This is a genomic window from Pusillimonas noertemannii (assembly GCF_003096595.1).
GTDB lineage: Bacteria > Pseudomonadota > Gammaproteobacteria > Burkholderiales > Burkholderiaceae_B > Pusillimonas > Pusillimonas noertemannii.
Genome location: NZ_QEKO01000002.1, coordinates 34,895 through 51,451, shown reverse-complemented (window position 1 = coordinate 51,451; position 16,557 = coordinate 34,895). Strand labels below are relative to the sequence as shown.

17 protein-coding genes are annotated in these 16,557 nt (G+C 61.0%); 11 read left to right on the top strand and 6 right to left on the bottom strand.

Features of this window, described 5'->3' with window-relative positions; genetic code table 11:
- Positions 1 to 117 precede the first annotated feature (117 nt).
- Genes thiL through C7440_RS07340 form a run of 3 tightly spaced genes read left to right on the top strand, consistent with a single transcriptional unit; the run spans position 118 to position 2,100 of the window.
- The gene (gene thiL, locus C7440_RS07350; protein ID WP_116518017.1) at positions 118 to 1,074 is read left to right on the top strand and encodes a thiamine-phosphate kinase; all 957 of its coding nucleotides are present in this window, start codon (positions 118 to 120) and stop codon (positions 1,072 to 1,074) included.
- 13 nt (positions 1,075 to 1,087) lie between these two features.
- Positions 1,088 to 1,603, top strand: coding sequence for a phosphatidylglycerophosphatase A family protein (locus C7440_RS07345; RefSeq protein WP_116518016.1), 516 nt, complete (start codon positions 1,088 to 1,090; stop codon positions 1,601 to 1,603).
- Positions 1,600 to 2,100 (top strand): CinA family protein, encoded by a 501-nt coding sequence (locus C7440_RS07340; RefSeq protein ID WP_017522631.1) that lies wholly within the window; start codon positions 1,600 to 1,602, stop codon positions 2,098 to 2,100. Before C7440_RS07345 ends, C7440_RS07340 begins: the two co-directional genes overlap by 4 nt.
- A 42-nt stretch (positions 2,101 to 2,142) precedes the next feature.
- Here C7440_RS07340 and pyrF read toward each other — a convergent pair whose 3' ends face one another.
- The 6 genes from pyrF to C7440_RS07310 all read right to left on the bottom strand — a co-directional run bounded on the left by pyrF (position 2,143) and on the right by C7440_RS07310 (position 6,799).
- Positions 2,143 to 2,970: an orotidine-5'-phosphate decarboxylase gene (gene pyrF / locus C7440_RS07335; RefSeq protein WP_017522630.1), complete on the bottom strand. Its 828-nt coding sequence runs from the start codon at positions 2,968 to 2,970 to the stop codon at positions 2,143 to 2,145.
- A gap of 46 nt (positions 2,971 to 3,016) precedes the next feature.
- Positions 3,017 to 3,403, bottom strand: coding sequence for a diacylglycerol kinase (locus C7440_RS07330; protein ID WP_026067572.1), 387 nt, complete (start codon positions 3,401 to 3,403; stop codon positions 3,017 to 3,019).
- 307 nt (positions 3,404 to 3,710) lie between these two features.
- On the bottom strand, positions 3,711 to 5,357 hold the full coding sequence (gene groL / locus C7440_RS07325; protein WP_017522628.1) for a chaperonin GroEL: 1,647 nt from the start codon (positions 5,355 to 5,357) through the stop codon (positions 3,711 to 3,713).
- Positions 5,358 to 5,393: 36 nt separating this feature from the next.
- Positions 5,394 to 5,681, bottom strand: coding sequence for a co-chaperone GroES (locus C7440_RS07320; RefSeq protein ID WP_017522627.1), 288 nt, complete (start codon positions 5,679 to 5,681; stop codon positions 5,394 to 5,396).
- A 189-nt stretch (positions 5,682 to 5,870) separates the two neighbouring features.
- Entirely contained in the window at positions 5,871 to 6,236 is a 366-nt protein-coding gene (locus C7440_RS07315) for a 5-carboxymethyl-2-hydroxymuconate Delta-isomerase (protein ID WP_116518015.1), read from the bottom strand.
- 74 nt (positions 6,237 to 6,310) lie between these two features.
- Positions 6,311 to 6,799, bottom strand: a complete 489-nt coding sequence (locus tag C7440_RS07310; RefSeq protein WP_157787522.1) for a MarR family winged helix-turn-helix transcriptional regulator — start codon at positions 6,797 to 6,799, stop codon at positions 6,311 to 6,313.
- Positions 6,800 to 7,111: 312 nt separating this feature from the next.
- Here C7440_RS07310 and C7440_RS07305 point away from each other — a divergent pair, with 312 nt between their 5' ends.
- The 8 genes from C7440_RS07305 (at position 7,112) to C7440_RS07270 (ending at position 16,536) form a co-directional block, all read left to right on the top strand.
- A complete protein-coding gene (locus C7440_RS07305) occupies positions 7,112 to 9,469 on the top strand; it encodes a xanthine dehydrogenase family protein molybdopterin-binding subunit (protein WP_116518014.1) in 2,358 nt (785 codons plus the stop codon).
- Positions 9,462 to 10,346: an FAD binding domain-containing protein gene (locus tag C7440_RS07300; protein WP_116518013.1), complete on the top strand. Its 885-nt coding sequence runs from the start codon at positions 9,462 to 9,464 to the stop codon at positions 10,344 to 10,346. The genes C7440_RS07305 and C7440_RS07300 overlap by 8 nt, the downstream gene beginning before the upstream one ends.
- Positions 10,343 to 10,822 carry a (2Fe-2S)-binding protein gene (locus C7440_RS07295; protein WP_116518012.1) on the top strand — a complete coding sequence of 160 codons (480 nt, stop codon included), beginning with the start codon at positions 10,343 to 10,345 and terminating at the stop codon, positions 10,820 to 10,822. Before C7440_RS07300 ends, C7440_RS07295 begins: the two co-directional genes overlap by 4 nt.
- Positions 10,812 to 11,666 (top strand): SRPBCC family protein, encoded by an 855-nt coding sequence (locus C7440_RS07290; RefSeq protein ID WP_017522607.1) that lies wholly within the window; start codon positions 10,812 to 10,814, stop codon positions 11,664 to 11,666. The genes C7440_RS07295 and C7440_RS07290 overlap by 11 nt, the downstream gene beginning before the upstream one ends.
- A 35-nt stretch (positions 11,667 to 11,701) precedes the next feature.
- The gene (locus tag C7440_RS07285) at positions 11,702 to 12,871 is read left to right on the top strand and encodes an ABC transporter substrate-binding protein (RefSeq protein ID WP_371743475.1); all 1,170 of its coding nucleotides are present in this window, start codon (positions 11,702 to 11,704) and stop codon (positions 12,869 to 12,871) included.
- 97 nt (positions 12,872 to 12,968) lie between these two features.
- Complete coding sequence (locus tag C7440_RS07280; protein WP_116518010.1) at positions 12,969 to 14,021, top strand: branched-chain amino acid ABC transporter permease; 1,053 nt, start codon at positions 12,969 to 12,971, stop codon at positions 14,019 to 14,021.
- Positions 14,018 to 15,820, top strand: coding sequence for a branched-chain amino acid ABC transporter ATP-binding protein/permease (locus C7440_RS07275; protein WP_017522604.1), 1,803 nt, complete (start codon positions 14,018 to 14,020; stop codon positions 15,818 to 15,820). Before C7440_RS07280 ends, C7440_RS07275 begins: the two co-directional genes overlap by 4 nt.
- The gene (locus C7440_RS07270; RefSeq protein WP_017522603.1) at positions 15,817 to 16,536 is read left to right on the top strand and encodes an ABC transporter ATP-binding protein; all 720 of its coding nucleotides are present in this window, start codon (positions 15,817 to 15,819) and stop codon (positions 16,534 to 16,536) included. The genes C7440_RS07275 and C7440_RS07270 overlap by 4 nt, the downstream gene beginning before the upstream one ends.
- The last annotated feature ends 21 nt before the right edge of the window (positions 16,537 to 16,557 follow it).

Here is a 16,557-nt window from a genome sequence, read left to right as displayed (position 1 = left end):
AGGGGCGCCGGCAGCGGCTTTGCATCGCCGGCGTGTCCATGGGAGGGGCGGCGTCGCCCCGCCGTCCAGAACGCCGCTGCCACGGCTGGCGGGCACGTCGAAGCAAGCGGAGAGCTCTTGAACGAATTCGATCTTATCCGACGTTATTTCACGCGGCCCGTGCCGCCGGGCTATCTCGGCGCTGGCGACGATTGCGCCTTGCTGCCGGTAGCGCCCGGCAAACAGCTGGCCACCAGCACCGACCTGCTGATCGAAGGCCGCCACTTCCTGCCCGACGCCGACCCGGCGTCGCTGGGACACAAGGCGCTTGCCGTCAATATCTCCGATCTTGCCGCCATGGGCGCCGAACCCCTGGGCTGCATGCTGGGGCTTTCCCTGCCCAAGGTCGATGAGGCCTGGCTGGCTGCCTTTGCCGATGCTTTCCATGAGCTTGCCCACGAAGCCGGCTGCCCGCTGGTGGGCGGCGACACCACCCGCAGCCCTGATGGCATCGTCATCAGCGTGACCGTATTTGGACAGATAGAGCAGGGCAGGGCGCTGCTCAGAAGCGCAGCCCGGCCGGACGACGATATCTGGGTCACCGGCACGCTGGGTGCTCCGCACGCGGCCTTGCAATGGCTGACCAGGCAATGGCCGGCGCAGCCGGCCCTGCTGGCCGCAGCGCGGCCCGCGCTCGAGAGGCCTGTTCCCCCATGGCGCTTTGCACAGCGCTTGCCCGGTCTCGCCCACGCAGCGCTCGATATTTCCGACGGCCTGCTGCAGGATCTGGGGCATATATTGAAGGCCAGCGGCTGCGGCGCCATTTTGTACTACCACCAGTTGCCCATTGACTCGGTGCTGGAGCCGCTGGACGAATCTCTCGTGCGCGAAGCCGTGCTGTCAGGCGGCGATGTTTACCAGCTGTGCTTTACCGCGGCCCCCCGCAATCGCGAGGCCATTGCCGAGCTGGCCCGCGCCTTTGATGTCAGGGCGACACGCATTGGCGTGATTGAAAGCGGTGCCCACCTGAAAGTGCACGATGCCGCGGGTCGGCCGATTCCGATATCATCGCGTGGTTTTGACCACTTTGCCTGACAGGACCCTCGACATGCCGCCCATCCCTCCTGACTCCAGCTCCGCGCCGCATCCCTCACTGGGCTGGGTCTTTCGCTCGCCAAGCCGGGCCGTGGCCTTCGGGCTGGGAAGCGGCCTGCTGCGCCCAGCGCCGGGCACCTGGGGCACGGCGCTGGGATGGCTGCTTTGGGTCGCTGTGGTGTCACGCCTGCCCGACGCCGGCATTGCCACCGTGCTGCTGTTCTCTTTCGCCTACGGCTGCTGGGCCTGCCAGCGGGTCGGCCGCGAACTGGGCCGGGCGGACGACAGCGCGATGGTATGGGACGAGATCGTGGCTTTTTGGCTGGTATTGTGGCTGATGCCCGAAGAGCCGGCCGTGCAGGCGCTGGCCTTCGTGGTCTTCAGGTTCTTCGATATCGTCAAGCCTCCTCCCATCCGCTATTTTGATACAAAGTTGAAGAACGGGTTGGGCGTGATGTGGGACGACATCCTCGCCGCGGCCTATAGCTTGCTGGTAATGGCCATTCTGGTCCGCCTGGAGATCTTATGAGCGACACACGAACCATCGCCGCCCAGCGTCTGGGCAATCTGCTTTCCGGCCATGAGTGGATGCTGGCCTGCGCCGAGTCGTGCACGGGCGGGCTGCTGAGCGCCGCCGTTACCGATGTGGCGGGCTCCAGCCAATGGTTTGACCGGGGCTTCGTCACCTACAGCAATACCGCCAAGATGGAGCAGTTGCGCGTGGGCGCCGACACGCTGGAGCGCTTCGGCGCCGTCAGCGAAGAAACGGCGATGGAAATGGCGGGCGGTGCGCTTGCGGCCAGCCATGCCGACTTTGCGGTGGCCACCACCGGCATTGCCGGCCCGGGCGGCGCCGTGCCCGGCAAGCCCGTGGGTATGGTGTGCTTTGGCTTTGCGTGGCGCAGCGGCCCCGGCATTACCACGCGGGCCGTTACAAAGGTGTTCGAAGGCGACCGGGCACAGGTGCGTGCGGCGGCCGTCGAGTTTGCCTTGAACTCGGCTATCGAGTTTATTGAGCCTCGGTGACCCGGCTCGATAAAAGCAAATAAACCTTCAAGCCGTAATCGTTTACAACGCTGAACGAGCCGTGTTGATGGCGTCTCGCGTATCGACCGCGGCTTTCGCCGCCGCCTCGCGCCAATCGTCCCCGGCGCCGGCGTAAATGATGGCGCGCGAAGAATTGATCATCATCCCTGTGCCACGGGAAGAGCAGCCGGCCTTGACCGTTGCGTCGATGTCGCCGCCCTGGGCGCCGATGCCCGGTACCAGTAGCGGCATGTCGCCCACCCGCTGGCGCACCTGGGCCAGCTCTTGCGGGAAGGTGGCCCCCACCACCAGTGCGCACTGGCCGTTGCGGTTCCACTTGTCGGCCACCAGGCTGGCGACGCGCAAATACAGAGGTTCGGCGGAATCCAGTTCCAGCGCCTGCAGGTCGGAGCCCCCCTTGTTGGACGTGCGGCACAGGATGATGACGCCTTTTTCTTCCCACGACAGATAAGGCTCGATCGAATCGAAGCCAAGATAAGGGCTGAGCGTAACCGCGTCGGCGCCAAAACGTTCGAAGGCTTCGCGCGCGTATTGCTCGGCGGTCGAGCCGATGTCGCCGCGCTTGGCATCCAGCACCAGCGGCAGTTGCGGGTAGCGCTCGGCCACGTAGCGGCACAGTTCCTCCAGCTGATCTTCGGCGCGCTGGGCGGCAAAGTAGGCTATTTGCGGCTTGATGCCGCATGCATAAGGCGCGGTGGCGTCGATGATGCCGCGGCAAAATTCATAGATGGCGTCGGGGCGGCCGTGCAGCTCGGCCGGAAACCGCATGGGATCGGGGTCCAGCCCCACCATCAGCAGGGAATTGGCGTGGCTCCAGGCGGCGTCGAGTTTTTGGGTGAAAGTGGTCATCGCGAATAATGTCGGTGGCAGGGGGTATGTGGATGGATCGGGGCGCTTATGAGCCAAAGCCGGTCAGTACGGCGACCCAGACAATGGCGGCGCCGATGATGGACAGCATCACGGCGGCGCTGCCCAGGTCTTTGGCGCGGCCTATGAGGGGATGCTGTTCCAGCGTGACGCTGTCGGCTATGGCTTCCAGCGCTGAATTGAGCAGTTCCACGATCAGCACGAAGAACAGGGTGGCGATCAGCAAAAGCTGCTCGGCCAGTGTATTGCCCACCCAGATGGCGACGGGTATAAGCACCACGCACAGCAGCAGCTCCTGGCGAAAGGCCGCTTCATGCTTCAGCGCGGCGCCCAGGCCCTGCATGGAATAGCGCAGCGCATTGATCAGGCGGGCTGGCCCACCGCGGCTTTTGTAGGGTGATTTGGGTTGCGTCATGAAGCCCTTGGGATTGAAGCGAACTGCCGGGACAGGAGCATTGTAATAAGAAAGCGCCCACCGCTCCGGCGCCCGTGCCATGCGCCCCGGGAAAAGCACCGTGTTTGGCACAGCGCCGTCTTCGGTCTTGCACGAAAATATTCCAACAGGAAGAGAAAGGCTGGGGGGTGTAGTCACAAAACCGCCTTCATGCAGGCGTAAAAAAGCCCCCGAGAATTCTCGGAGGCCTGTACAGCCCTGGCGGCGTGCCGACGGCACGGCCCTTCTGGGCCTTGCCGCCGGCTTTGCGGCCGGGGATGGCGTGGGCTTAGAAGCCGCCCATGCCACCCATGCCGCCCATGCCACCCATGTCGGGCATGGCAGGAGCGGGCTTGTCGTCGACGATTTCAGCCACGGCGGCTTCGGTGGTCAGCAGCAGGGCGGCAACCGAAGCGGCGTTTTGCAGGGCGGTGCGGGTAACCTTGGTGGGGTCCAGCACGCCTTGCTCGACCAGGTCGCCGTACTCGCCGGTGGAAGCGTTGTAGCCGTAGTTGTCCTTGCCGCTGGCCACGTTGTTGACCACGACGCTAGGCTCGTCGCCGGCGTTGGCCACGATGGTGCGCAGCGGGGCTTCGACAGCACGCAGGATCAGCTTGACGCCGGCTTCCTGGTCGATGTTGTCGCCCTTGACGTTGGCGATGGCAGCCTTGGCGCGGATCAGTGCGACACCGCCGCCGGGAACGATGCCTTCTTCGACAGCGGCGCGGGTGGCGTGCAGTGCGTCTTCAACGCGGGCTTTCTTTTCCTTCATTTCGACTTCGGTGGCTGCGCCGACGCGGATCACGGCAACACCGCCGGCCAGCTTGGCCACGCGCTCTTGCAGTTTTTCGCGGTCGTAGTCGGACGTGGCTTCTTCGATCTGGACGCGGATCTGCTTGACGCGCGCTTCGATCGACTTGCCGTCGCCGGCGCCGTCGATGATGATGGTGTTTTCCTTGCCCACTTCGATGCGCTTGGCCTGGCCCAGCTGCTCGAGGGTGGTGCTTTCGAGCGAGCCGCCGGTTTCTTCCGAGATGACGGTGCCGCCGGTCAGGATGGCGATGTCTTCGAGCATGGCCTTGCGGCGGTCGCCGAAGCCAGGAGCCTTGACGGCCGTGGTCTTGAGAATGCCGCGGATGTTGTTCACGACCAGGGTGGCCAGGGCTTCGCCTTCGACGTCTTCAGCCACGATCAGCAGCGGACGGCTGGACTTGGCCACTTGCTCGAGCACGGGCAGCAGGTCGCGGATGTTGCTGACTTTCTTGTCGTAGATCAGGACATAGGGATCATCAAGGACGGAAACCTGCTTGTCCTGGTTGTTGATGAAGTAGGGCGAGAGGTAGCCGCGGTCGAACTGCATGCCTTCGACGACGTCCAGCTCGTTGTCGAGCGACTTGCCGTCTTCGACGGTGATGACGCCTTCTTTGCCGACCTTGTCCATGGCGTCGGCAATGATCTTGCCGATGGACTCATCGCTGTTGGCCGAGATGGAGCCGACCTGGGCGATTTCCTTGCTGGTGGTGCAAGGACGCGAGATTTTCCTGAGCTCTTCGACGGCAACGGCGACAGCCTTGTCGATGCCGCGCTTGAGGTCCATGGGGTTGATGCCGGCGGCCACGTACTTCAGGCCCTCTTCGACGATGGACTGGGCCAGAACGGTGGCGGTGGTGGTGCCGTCGCCGGCATTGTCGGAGGTCTTGGAAGCCACTTCCTTGACGAGTTGGGCGCCGATGTTCTCGAATTTGTCTTTCAGTTCGATTTCTTTAGCGACCGACACGCCGTCCTTGGTGACGGTGGGGGCGCCGAAAGAGCGCTCGAGCACGACATTGCGGCCCTTGGGGCCCAGGGTGGTCTTGACGGCATTGGCCAGGGTGTTGACGCCGCGGACGATGCGCGAGCGCGCGTCGTCGCCGAATTGTACTTGCTTAGCAGCCATTGTTGATTCCTTGCGAGATTCGTATTCGTTTGCGGATTACTGGATGACGGCGAGGATTTCGTCCTCGCGGATGACGAGAAGCTCTTCGCCATCGACCTTGACGGCCTGGCCGGCGTATTTGCCGAACAGAACTTTGTCGCCCGCCTTGACGTCGACCGGGGTTACCTTGCCGTCTTCGGCTTTCTTGCCGGGACCGACGGCAATGACTTCGCCCTGATCGGGTTTCTCAGCGGCGCTCTCGGGGATCACGATGCCCGAAGCGGTGGTACGCTCGTTGTCCAGACGTTTGACGATCACGCGATCGTGCAAAGGACGCAGTGCCATGAAGGAACTCCTGTTCAAAAAATGGTTGGTAGTAGCGATGGGGGCGGGCTTGTTAGCACTCTGTCCCCTCGAGTGCTAATTATAAGGATGGACTGGAATACTTCAAGGGCGGGAGGCGGCTTTGTTACAAATGCGGGGCGCGAGCGGCTGCAGCTGCTCAAGCAAGAGACGGTCCGGGTCGCTGCTACCTCAAGCCAGCTTGAACTTCCGGTAGCTGCCGCGATCCATGTCCACGACTTCCACGCTTAGATGCGCGGTCATTCCCGGTGGAAACGCCGGCATGTGTTCCAGCATGCCGTCGGCGACGCGCTGGCTGAAGTCCTTTTTTGCTTGCTCGCTGCGGCCGGCCAGAATCCGGACGGTGACGTGAATGAAGCCGCGCTGGCTGTCGGCCAGCCCCACTCGGAAACAGTCGGCCCGCACGACGCGCGCTTTCAGGTCGGCCTCGTCCTCTACTTCGGGGCTTTCCGCCAAGCGACGGGTGACTGAAGCCAGCATGGCATCGAAAGGCAGGTCGGTCAGGTTGGGGGTGTATTCAACGATGATATGGGGCATTTTGGCTGAAGGGTGTGTTTGCTATTTGGGTGGAGGGCATACAGAACATCGCCGGGCGCATGCGAAACAAGAGCTCAGTCAATATCCGCGCAAACCGCCTGAAGCTTCTGCAAGATTCCATACAGGCGCACGCGGTCTTCGACGTCGAGCGCCAGTAGCAAGCGCGCGTGGCGCTCGCGCGCCAGGGGAATCACCTTGTCCACCACCCGTGATCCCTTGGCGGTGATATTGCACACCAGCGAGCGGTCGCCGCTTTTCATCGAAGCGGTGGACACCAACCCTTTGGCCGCCAGTTCCTTGACGGTGCGGCTGACCAACGCCTTGTCGCTGGCCGAGATTTCGGCCAGCTGCTTGAGGGGAATGGAGCGGTGGTGCGCCACGGTGGACAGCAGCCGCCATTGCGGCAGGGTCAGGCCCGCGCTGCTGGCGTAGATGCTTGGAAAACGCTTCAGATGCGCGGCGATCCGGACAATGGGTACGGAAAGAAAATCTTCGACGGTCAGGTTGGAGCCATCGGGTTCGATGTGCTCCCAGGGGCAGCGGGCGGAGGTTTTGTTCGTCACGGCCAGGATGAAGGTGCGCGGGCCAGGGTGGCGGGCCCGCAAGTTGAAGAAAGACGCTGATCAGGGCTTGACGCCTTATTGAAGCGCAAGGGGCGGCCATTCCTGATCGAAGCGCAAAAAATCTGCAGCCCCAATTCTAGCCTCCTCTCTTGCCCTCGCAGGGCATTTTTTTCTAATGCAGCGACCGCTATATATCAACGTACTATTTACACCTATCAAATTGACAAGTCAATAAGTACTGATGATAATTGATTAATCAATTTAAGAGATGGACAATCCGTCTCAACGTAAGAGAGTTTCAGTAGAGGCGTTATGAGTAATACGGTTGAGACGGGTGCCGCGGAAAGTGCGGTGCAAGATGCTTCGCCCACGCATTCCACCACCTTGGGCACGGAGCTTCCCCAGGTCAATCATCGGGCCAAGGTATTGGGCCGGGCCATGTATGCGGGCGATCTCAAGCTGCCGGGCATGCTGCACGGCGCGATTCTGCGCAGCCCCTACGCGCATGCGCGCATCGTCAGCATCGATACATCGGCGGCGCGTGCTTTGCCCGGGGTCAGGGCGGTATTGACCGGCGACGATGCGCCCGCCACACCCTGGGGCGGAGGCCCCATCAAAGAGCGCCACATCCTGGCCAAGGGTATCGTGCGCTTCGCCGGCGAAGAGGTCGCGGCCGTGGCGGCCGTTACCGAGGACATCGCCCGCGACGCTCTGGATTTGATCCGGGTCGAGTACGAAGAGCTGCCCTCGCTGCTGACGACCGACGAGGCGCTGGCGCCGGGCGCGCCCACGGTGCATCCGGGCCGGCACGACAACAGTGGCCACGAGATCAAGTTCAACCGGGGCGACGTCGACGCGGCCTTTGCTTCGGCCGACCTGGTGCACGAGGCCACCTACAACACGTCGCGGCAGTATCCGGGCTATCTGGAACCCATGGTCTCGGTGGCTTCGCTCGAGTCAGACGACCGCCTTCATGTATGGACGTCCACGCAGACCGTGTTCCTGGCGCGCTCGCGCATTGCCAAGGCGCTGGAACTGCCCATCTCGTCGGTGCGCGTCATCCAGCAGACCACGGGCGGCGGTTTCGGCGGCAAGATCGTCGAAGACGACAACCAGCTCGTGGCCGGCCTCCTGGCGCTGCGCACGCGACGCCCCGTGCGCCTGCTCAACAATCGCCTCGAAGATTTCCTGTCCTGTTGCACCAGCGTGCCCGAGCGCATCACGCTCAAGCTGGGCATGACCCGCGACGGCATCATCGTGGCCAAAGACGTGCGCATCGTCGCCGATTGCGGCGCCTATTCGGGCCTGGCCGGCGAGGTCATGCACGTGTCGGCCATGCGCAGCGACAATATGTTCCGCAATCCGAACGTGCGCTGCCATGCGGTGCTGGCCTACACCCATACGCCTCCCCACGGGGCCTTCCGCGGTTTCGGCGGTTCGCAGATGTTGTTCGCATTGAACAGCCATATCGATGCCATGGCCCGCGAACTGAATCTGGACCCGGCGCAGATCCATGAGCGCAATGCGATCGGCGCGGGTGAAACCTCGGTGCACGGATGGAAGATACACAGCACCGGCTTCAAGCAATGTGTGGCCAATGCGACCCAGGCCATCGACTGGGCAAGCAAGCGCGCCGCGCCGCGCGGCCCCGGCGTGCGGCGCCGGGGCGTCGGCATGGCGGCCGCCATGCACGTGTGCGGCAACCGCACCATGGGCAATTGGGACGGCTCCACGGTAGTGCTGCGGGTCAATGAAGACGGCGGCATCACGGCCTATAACGGCGAGTGCGACATGGGCCAGGGGGCGATGACCATGATCACGCAGATTATCGCCAACGAGTTCAAGGTGCCCATGTCCCAGGTGCGGCTGCTGCCGCCCGATACCGACAGTGCGCCCTATGCCCTGGGATCGTTTGCCTCGCGCGTCACCATGTCCGCCGGCAATGCCGCGATTTGCGCCAGCCGCGCCGCACATGCGAAGCTCTTCGCCCTGGCGGCAGAGCTGCTCGAGGCGGCCCCCGGCGATATGGAAATGATCGATGGCGGAGCGGTAAGGGTTCGGGGCGGTGAGAAAAGCCTGAGCCTTGCCGACCTGGCCAAGCAATACGTCTGGCGCCACGGGGGCGAAATGCTGCAGGTCAGTGAAACCTGGGATCCTCAAACCGAAGAGCCCGATAAAGACCTTTACGGCAACTGCGCGCCCACCCATTCGTTCTCGGCCCAGGCGGTCGAGGTCGAGGTGGACACCGAAACCGGCCAGGTCACGCTGCTGGACAGCTTTCTTTCCGACGACCTGGGCCGTGCCCTGAACCTCAACGCGGTTCACGGGCAGGCCAACGGCGGCTGCGTCCAGGCGATAGGCTGGGCTTTGTATGAAGACCTTCAGGTCGAGGACGGCCGCATCGTCAACGGCAACTTCGCCGACTACACCATGGCCACCGCCGAGTCGGTGCCCATGCTGCGCGGCGGCTTCGTCGAATCCATGGACCCGGTCGGCCCCTATGGCGCCAAGGCGTCCAGCGAAACCCCTATTTTGATGGCCGCGCCGGCCATCGCCAATGCGGTGTACGACGCGGTGGGGGTGCGCATCCGCGACCTGCCGATCACGCCCGAGAAGGTGCTGGCCGCGCTGCGGGCCAGGAAAGAACAAGGAGATGCGGCAAATGCGTGATTTTCAATATCTTGAGCCCGCCTCGGTCGAGGAGGCCAGCCGCATGCTGGCCGAGCTCGAGGACGAGGAGGCGCGGCTCAGCGCGGGCGGAACGGCGCTGATCCTTACTATGCGCCAGCGCATGCTCAAGCCCACCCATCTGATCTCTCTTGCCAAGATCGAACGCTTGCGCGGCATCGAGTTCGACGCCCAGGCGGGCCTGCGCATCGGCGCGCTGTCGCGCCATTCCGACATTGCGCGTTCGCCACTGGTTCGTCAGCATTATCCGGTGCTGGCCAGCATGGCCGAGCGCGTGGCCAATCCGCAAGTGCGCAATCAGGGCACCATCGGAGGCAATCTTTGCTACGGAGACCCATCCACCGATCCGCCAGCCTGCCTGCTGGCGCTCGACGCCACGGTGGTGCTGGGCAGCACGCGCGGCGAGCGCACGATGCCTCTTGAGGAGTTCATTGTCGATTACTTTGAAACAGCGCTCGAGCCCGACGAGGTCCTGGTGGAAATCCGGGTTCCGCCGTTGCCCGCGGGCGCAAGCGGAATCTATAGCCGCTTTCTGCGTACGGCGGCGGAGCATCGTCCCCTGGTCAGCGTAGCCCTGGTGGCGCGTCGGGACGGCGCTTCCTGCCACGAGGCGCGCCTGGCCGTGGGGGCTTCCACGCCCATGCCCATGCGCTTGCGGCGCGCCGAAGAATTCCTTCTGGGCAAGACGGTTTCCGCGGCGATTGCGGCCCAGGCGGCGGATATCGTCGCCCAGGACATCGAGCCGATATCCGACTCTCGCGGCAGTGCCGACTTCCGGCGCGACATGGTGCGCGCTGTGGCCCGCCGCACCCTTTGCGAATTGTTTGAGCTTTCCATCGACGAAGGAGTGTCCGCATGAGCACGCATCGCATTGAATGCACGGTGAACGGCGAGACGCACAGCCTGGACGTGCCCACGGGTCGCCTGCTGTCCGATTTTCTGCGCGACGATTTGCACCTGACCGGCACCAAGCGGGGCTGCGAAACGGGCGTGTGCGGCGCCTGTTCAATATTGCTTGACGGCGAGGTGGTCAAGTCCTGCCTGATGCTGGCCGCCCAGATCGATGGCCGCGACATCACGACGATCGAAGGCCTGTCCCGCGGGGACGAGCCTCATCCCCTGCAGGAAAGCTTCATGGAATGCGGCGGGCTGCAATGCGGCTATTGCACGCCGGGCATGATCATGGCCTCGTGCGACCTGCTCAAGAATAATCCCTCCCCCAGTGTGGAAGAGGTGCAGCGCGGCCTGTCCGGCAACCTGTGCCGCTGCACCGGCTATACCCAAATCGTCGAATCAATCCTGCATGCCGCAGAAGAAATGAATCATGGAAATTGAAAAAACACTGACAGTATCGGCGCCGCGCGAGCGAGTATGGGCCCTGCTGTTGGACCCTCACGTCATGACCGGCGCCGTGCCGGGCATGCAGTCCATCGACGTCATCAGCCCCACTGAGTACGTGGCCCTGATGAAGGTGAAGATCTCCTTTCTCAGCGCCAAATTCAAGCTGCACACCACGATCGCCGAACAGCGCGAACCCGAGTACCTGCGTGCCGAAGGCACGGGCGAAGACGCCTCGGTGGCCAGCTCGCTCAAGCAGACGAGCGAGATCTTCCTGTCCGAGACGCCGCAGGGCGGCACCGAGCTTCGAATCAAGGTCAACGTCGACCTGCTGGGCCGCCTGGGTACTTTTGGTCTTTCCGTCATGAAGACCAAGGCCGATCGCATGTGGGACGAGTTCGGCAGGAATCTGGCGGCTCGCCTCGAGAACGGAGAGACGACACAGATCGGCGGTTCAGGAGGGGTGGAAGCCGCCGGTACAAGCTCGACCAAAATAGGTGCAGAGAGCCAAGTTCCACCGAGCTCGGCACCGGACGCGGCGGCTGAAAAATGCGGTCCCCGTTCGCTTCAGAGAGAAGCTGCGCCGCAGCCGGCCAGTCCATCAAGCACCTTCTCCCCCGCGAGAGATACAGCCACGTCAGACGATACAGACGCCAGAGGCTGGTTCTCGCGCCTGCTCGGTGGAGGCCGTACGACAGTGAATCGAGCCCCCGGTCGATCGGGAGGAGTTATCCGAATCGAAGTACGGCAACTGAATCGTACGGTTGCTATCGAGTGGCCGGTGGAAGCTGCAGGCCAATGCCAGGACTGGTTGCGTGAACTTCTAAGTAGTCCCGTTTAAGTTTAATTTCCACTAAGAGAATGGAGGAGTAAAAGATGTTCCGACATACAAAAATGAAGGTGCAGGTCCTTTGTGCCGCGCTAGCCATTGGTTCGACTGGTTTTGCGGCTGTAGCTCAAGCCGCCGACTTGAAAGTCGGCGTGATAGTACCGCTCTCCGGACCGATTTCCGCTCAGGGGCTTAATGACGAGCTGGGCATTAAGGCAGCTCTTAAGTATCAAGGCTCGGTTGCTGGCCACAATATTAAAGTGATCAAGCTGGACGATCAATCCAACTCTGCCCTTGCCACTCGCAACGCGCGCAAGCTGATTGACCAGGAGCACGTAGATGTGCTGGTCGGCGCTGGCGGTGTGCCCAGCTCATTGGCGATCGCCACTGTGGCAACGGAAGGCAAAACACCACTGGTTTCCTTTACGCCAATTGATTTGACTGGTGAGAAGGCAGAGTGGGCCAAAACAACTACTCAGTCCGGCGATTTGATGGTGGGTGCTGTTGTAGATGAAATGAAACGCAATGGCGTCAAGACCGTTGGGTATATCGGCTTCTCTGATGCTTGGGGTGACTCGGCCTACGCTGCGCTGCAAAAGTACGCTGAGCCAGCCGGTATCAAGATTGTTGCCAATGAGCGATACGCCAGAACCGACAACTCCCTGACAGCTCAGGCGTTGAAAGTGATTAGCGCTCGTCCGGATGCTGTACTGGGCGGTGGGGCGGGTACTCCTGGAGCGTTGCCGTACATTGCCTTGCGTGAGCGAGGTTATAAGGGGGTTATGTATGGCACTTATGCATTGATCAGTCCGGAGTTTGTGCAGCTTGTTGGGAAAGCCGGACAGGGCTTGATTGTGTCGTCGGGTCCGTCTCTGGTAGGCCCCCAGCTTCCTGATAGCAATGCGAGCAAGAAGACAATCGCGGAGTTCAATAAGGCATTTCAAGAAGTCAATAATAGCCAACCGAACGACCTGTTCTCTGCTTATTCGTTCGATACGATACTGGTCATTGCCGACGCCGCTAAGCGTGTACCGAGCAATGTCGTACCGGGTACCGAGGCATATCGTTTGGCGTTACGCGACGAGCTTAATAAGACGACGAAATTGCCGACCACGCAAGGATTGCTCAGCTATACACCTGCCAGTTCTTATGGACTTGGAAAAGACTCCGTAGTAATGCTGGAGCTTGTTGATGCCAAGTGGATGCTGCGCAAATAGGGCTATTGGTAGTGTGCAGTAAGACAACTCGACTGTCTGTGCATTAGGGGTCCGGACGTCAAGTCCGGATCTGATGCGCCCAACTTGAATGATGACAATGGATACAGATATCGCAATGATCCTGCTGGCGGATGGCTTGGCAGGATCCGCAATATATATGCTGTTCGGGCTGGGGCTCGTTCTGATCTTTTCGGTCACACGAGTCATTTTTGTTCCGTTTGGCAGCATGGCGGTTTTTGCCGCTTTAAGTTTAGCGGCCATGGAGAACGGGCAGACCCCCGCGGCAATCAAGCTAGTCGTTCTATTTGTTTTGATTGTGCTGGCCATGGAGTTTCTCCGCCTGCTTCGGTTACGACAGATGTGGTTGATGCCCAAGACTCTTATCAGTTGGGGCCTGCTGCCGTTGATACCATGTGGAATTGCGTGGTGGGCCGCAAGCCTGGATTCCGAAACATTGCGAGTGGTTGCCGCGATACTGCTTGTCGTTCCTTTGGGGCCGTTGGTGGAGCGTGCCGTGCTCAGGCCAATAGCCAACGCATCGGTATTGTCACTGCTCATCGTCGCGTTGGTGTTGGATTTGGTGCTTTCGGGACTCGGCTTGCTTTGGTTCGGACCTGAAGGTCTGCGGACGAAGGCTGAGCTTGAGGGGACTTTGGCATTGTCGTCGAACTTTTCGATACGCTATCAGACACTGCTCACCATGGGCACCGCACTAGTGCTCGCGTTCGTGTTCTATTTCGGATTTCAACGCACTAGGCTCGGCAAGGTCCTGCATGCGACGGCGTCAAACCCGGTGGGCGCCCGTTTAGTGGGTATCCGTCCTGCTTATACCGCTGTCGTGGCTCACGTCATCGGAGCGTTTCTTGCGGGGATCGTGGGGGTGCTCATTTCTCCCATCATCACCATCTACTATGACACGGGGCTCATGCTTGCTCTCAAGGCCTTCGTGGCAGCCATTATCGGCGGTTTCTTTAGTTACCCGTTGACCGCGCTTGGCGCTCTGCTGGTGGGTGTTTCGGAGAGCTACGCATCCTTCTGGAATAGTGGCCTAAAAGATGCCATCGTATTTGGCCTTTTGATTCCTGTTTTGGTGTTTCGTTCTTATTTCGCGTCACGTGCCGAGCTGGACGAAGAGGAGGAGGACGTATGAGTCCGCGCGTAAGAAATGCCATAGTCGTCCTGGGCGCCTTGCTGCTCATTTTTATTATTCCGCAAGTGTTTGCCACATTTGCCGTATCGTTGCTGAATGACATCGGGATTGCCGCACTTGTGGTGCTTGGGCTGATTCTCGTTTCGGGGATAGGGGGGGCCATATCTTTCGGCCAGGCAGCATTTGTCGGCATTGCCGCATACGCCAGCGCCTGGCTGGTTGTGGCGCATCAGCTCTCACCCTGGACGGGCCTGCTGTTCGCGCTTGTGCTTACCTGTGGAAGTGCCTGGGCCATAGGCGCCGTCACCATGCGACTGGGAGGACACTACCTTGCTTTGAGCACCATCGCATGGGGTCTCGCGGTACCGCTCGTTATCGCCGATACGACTGCATTGGGCGCTCATTCGGGCATTGACGGCATCGCGCCTATTCAGATCGGGCCGTGGGTCTTGGACAACGCAAACAAGTCGTTTGTGTTGGTATGGCTGATACTGTTCTTTGGTGCCTGGTTTGCATATAACTTGCTGGGGTCTCGCGTGGGGCGCACAATGCGCGCCTTACGTGGCGGGAAAATTCTACTTGCCAGCTTCGGTGCGGATGCATTCCGAGTTCGATTGACGCTTTTCGTCGTCGCTGCAGCGTATGCCGCTTTGGCCGGTTGGTTGTACGCTCACGTCAATCGTTACATAAATACTGCGCCATTCTCGTTGCACGCGAGTATTGATTACGTATTCATGATGGTTGTCGGTGGCGCCGCCCAGCTAGGAAGCGCGCTGATCGGCTCCGCCCTGTACATCGGCTTGAATAATTTCTTGCAAGACTTGCTGCCTCATTTCACCAGCCGTGGGTCGCAGATCAATTCTCTGGTATTTGCGCTGTTGTTCTTGCTCATATTGGAGCGCATGCCGGGTGGTGTGGGCAGGCCATTGAGCCGTTTGATGTCCAGGCTGACCAGGCGGAGCCGTTTCTTCAGGTCGCGACACTTGAATATTTCGCCCGATGCGTCATACAAGCTCTCTCGACGCGCGCTGCCACAGCGTGGCACGCCGCTTGTCAGCGTCAAGAAAGCCACCAAGCGGTTCGGCGGCCTGGTGGCGGTCAACGATGTGAGTTTCGATGTACATGCGGGTGAGATCGTCGGGTTGATCGGTCCGAACGGTGCTGGAAAGTCCACCATGTTTAACCTGCTGACCGGGACGTTGCCTCTTACGGACGGAGCGGTGCGGCTGCTTGACGTACCCACGGCGGATTTGTCTCAGCGGGAGATTGCGTTGCTGGGAGTCGCGCGCACTTTTCAGCATGTCAAGCTGCGTCCCCGCATGACTTTGCTCGAGAATGTTGCGTTGGGTGCCTATGCTCGTGGCCATTGTGGCTTATGGCGGGGTGGTTTGCGTCTGAACGGCCAAGAGGAACACAGCATCATGGCCGAAGCGCTGCGGCAGTTGGAGCGTGTCGGTCTGGCCGACCAGGCTTACGAGCTTGCCGGCAGCTTACCGCTTGGCACGCAGCGATTGCTCGAAATTGCGCGGGCCCTGGCTTCGGACCCTGTGCTGGTCATGCTTGATGAGCCGGCGGCGGGCTTGCGTCTGCTCGAGAAGCAAGCCCTGGCCCGTCTGCTCGACACATTGCGCTCCGAGGGCGTTACCGTTCTGATCGTGGAGCACGACATGGAGTTTGTTATGAATCTAGTCGACCGTTTGGTGGTTATGAACTTTGGCAGCAAGATCTCCGAAGGAAACCCCGCTCAGGTACGTGCTGATCCTGAAGTTCAGGCAGCATATCTCGGAGGTGATGCATGAGCGCGATGCTCGAGGTTCGAGATCTGCATGTGGCTTACGGTCAAGTCGAAGCTGTGCGAGGTGTGTCTTTTACGCTCGATGAAGGTCATATCAGCTCGATCATTGGTCCGAATGGGGCCGGGAAAACGACTCTGTTAGCGTCGTTGATGGGGTTGTTGCCGCCTGCGCGTGGAGAGGTCCTTTTTGATGGTGTTGACGTGGCCAAGGCTGATGTCGAGACCCGGCTGGATCTAGGGCTGTGTCTCGTTCCGGAGCAGCGTGAGCTGTTTGGAGACATGTCTGTACTCGACAATCTGGTTCTCGGCAGCTATATCAGAAAGCCTTCCTCCTCTCAATTGAGGCAGTTGCTTGACGAGACTTATGCTCGCTTTCCTCGCCTGGCCGAACGGAGAAATCAAAGGGCAGACACGCTTTCAGGGGGAGAGCGCCAGATGCTCGCCTTGAGTAGGGCGTTGATGAGCCGACCGCGCTTGCTGATGCTGGACGAGCCAAGCTTGGGGCTGGCACCGTTGATTGTTCAGAGCATACTGGCGGAGATCGGACATTTGCGGAGCGCTGGGTTGTCGGTGCTCCTAGTTGAGCAAAATGCCCGCGCAGCTCTGAGAGTTTCGTCCGAAGGGCATGTCATTGAAGGGGGGAGCATAACGCACAGCGGCCCTTCAGACCAGTTGATGAATGATGATCAGGTGCGGCGCGCGTACCTGGGTGGGGAATGAGGCTAGCGGTCGCACTGACGT

What these genes read in the sequence shown, in the direction of transcription:
- C7440_RS07315 (WP_116518015.1), bottom strand. Translation starts at nt 6,236, where the DNA reads ATGCCCCATATCATCGTTGAATACACCCCCAACCTGACCGACCTGCCT.
- groL (WP_017522628.1), bottom strand. Translation starts at nt 5,357, where the DNA reads ATGGCTGCTAAGCAAGTACAATTCGGCGACGACGCGCGCTCGCGCATC.
- C7440_RS07270 (WP_017522603.1), top strand. Translation starts at nt 15,817, where the DNA reads ATGAGCGCGATGCTCGAGGTTCGAGATCTGCATGTGGCTTACGGTCAA.
- C7440_RS07285 (WP_371743475.1), top strand. Translation starts at nt 11,702, where the DNA reads ATGTTCCGACATACAAAAATGAAGGTGCAGGTCCTTTGTGCCGCGCTA.
- C7440_RS07300 (WP_116518013.1), top strand. Translation starts at nt 9,462, where the DNA reads ATGCGTGATTTTCAATATCTTGAGCCCGCCTCGGTCGAGGAGGCCAGC.
- pyrF (WP_017522630.1), bottom strand. Translation starts at nt 2,970, where the DNA reads ATGACCACTTTCACCCAAAAACTCGACGCCGCCTGGAGCCACGCCAAT.
- C7440_RS07290 (WP_017522607.1), top strand. Translation starts at nt 10,812, where the DNA reads ATGGAAATTGAAAAAACACTGACAGTATCGGCGCCGCGCGAGCGAGTA.
- C7440_RS07320 (WP_017522627.1), bottom strand. Translation starts at nt 5,681, where the DNA reads ATGGCACTGCGTCCTTTGCACGATCGCGTGATCGTCAAACGTCTGGAC.
- C7440_RS07280 (WP_116518010.1), top strand. Translation starts at nt 12,969, where the DNA reads ATGGATACAGATATCGCAATGATCCTGCTGGCGGATGGCTTGGCAGGA.
- C7440_RS07305 (WP_116518014.1), top strand. Translation starts at nt 7,112, where the DNA reads ATGAGTAATACGGTTGAGACGGGTGCCGCGGAAAGTGCGGTGCAAGAT.
- C7440_RS07345 (WP_116518016.1), top strand. Translation starts at nt 1,088, where the DNA reads ATGCCGCCCATCCCTCCTGACTCCAGCTCCGCGCCGCATCCCTCACTG.
- C7440_RS07330 (WP_026067572.1), bottom strand. Translation starts at nt 3,403, where the DNA reads ATGACGCAACCCAAATCACCCTACAAAAGCCGCGGTGGGCCAGCCCGC.
- C7440_RS07295 (WP_116518012.1), top strand. Translation starts at nt 10,343, where the DNA reads ATGAGCACGCATCGCATTGAATGCACGGTGAACGGCGAGACGCACAGC.
- C7440_RS07340 (WP_017522631.1), top strand. Translation starts at nt 1,600, where the DNA reads ATGAGCGACACACGAACCATCGCCGCCCAGCGTCTGGGCAATCTGCTT.
- C7440_RS07275 (WP_017522604.1), top strand. Translation starts at nt 14,018, where the DNA reads ATGAGTCCGCGCGTAAGAAATGCCATAGTCGTCCTGGGCGCCTTGCTG.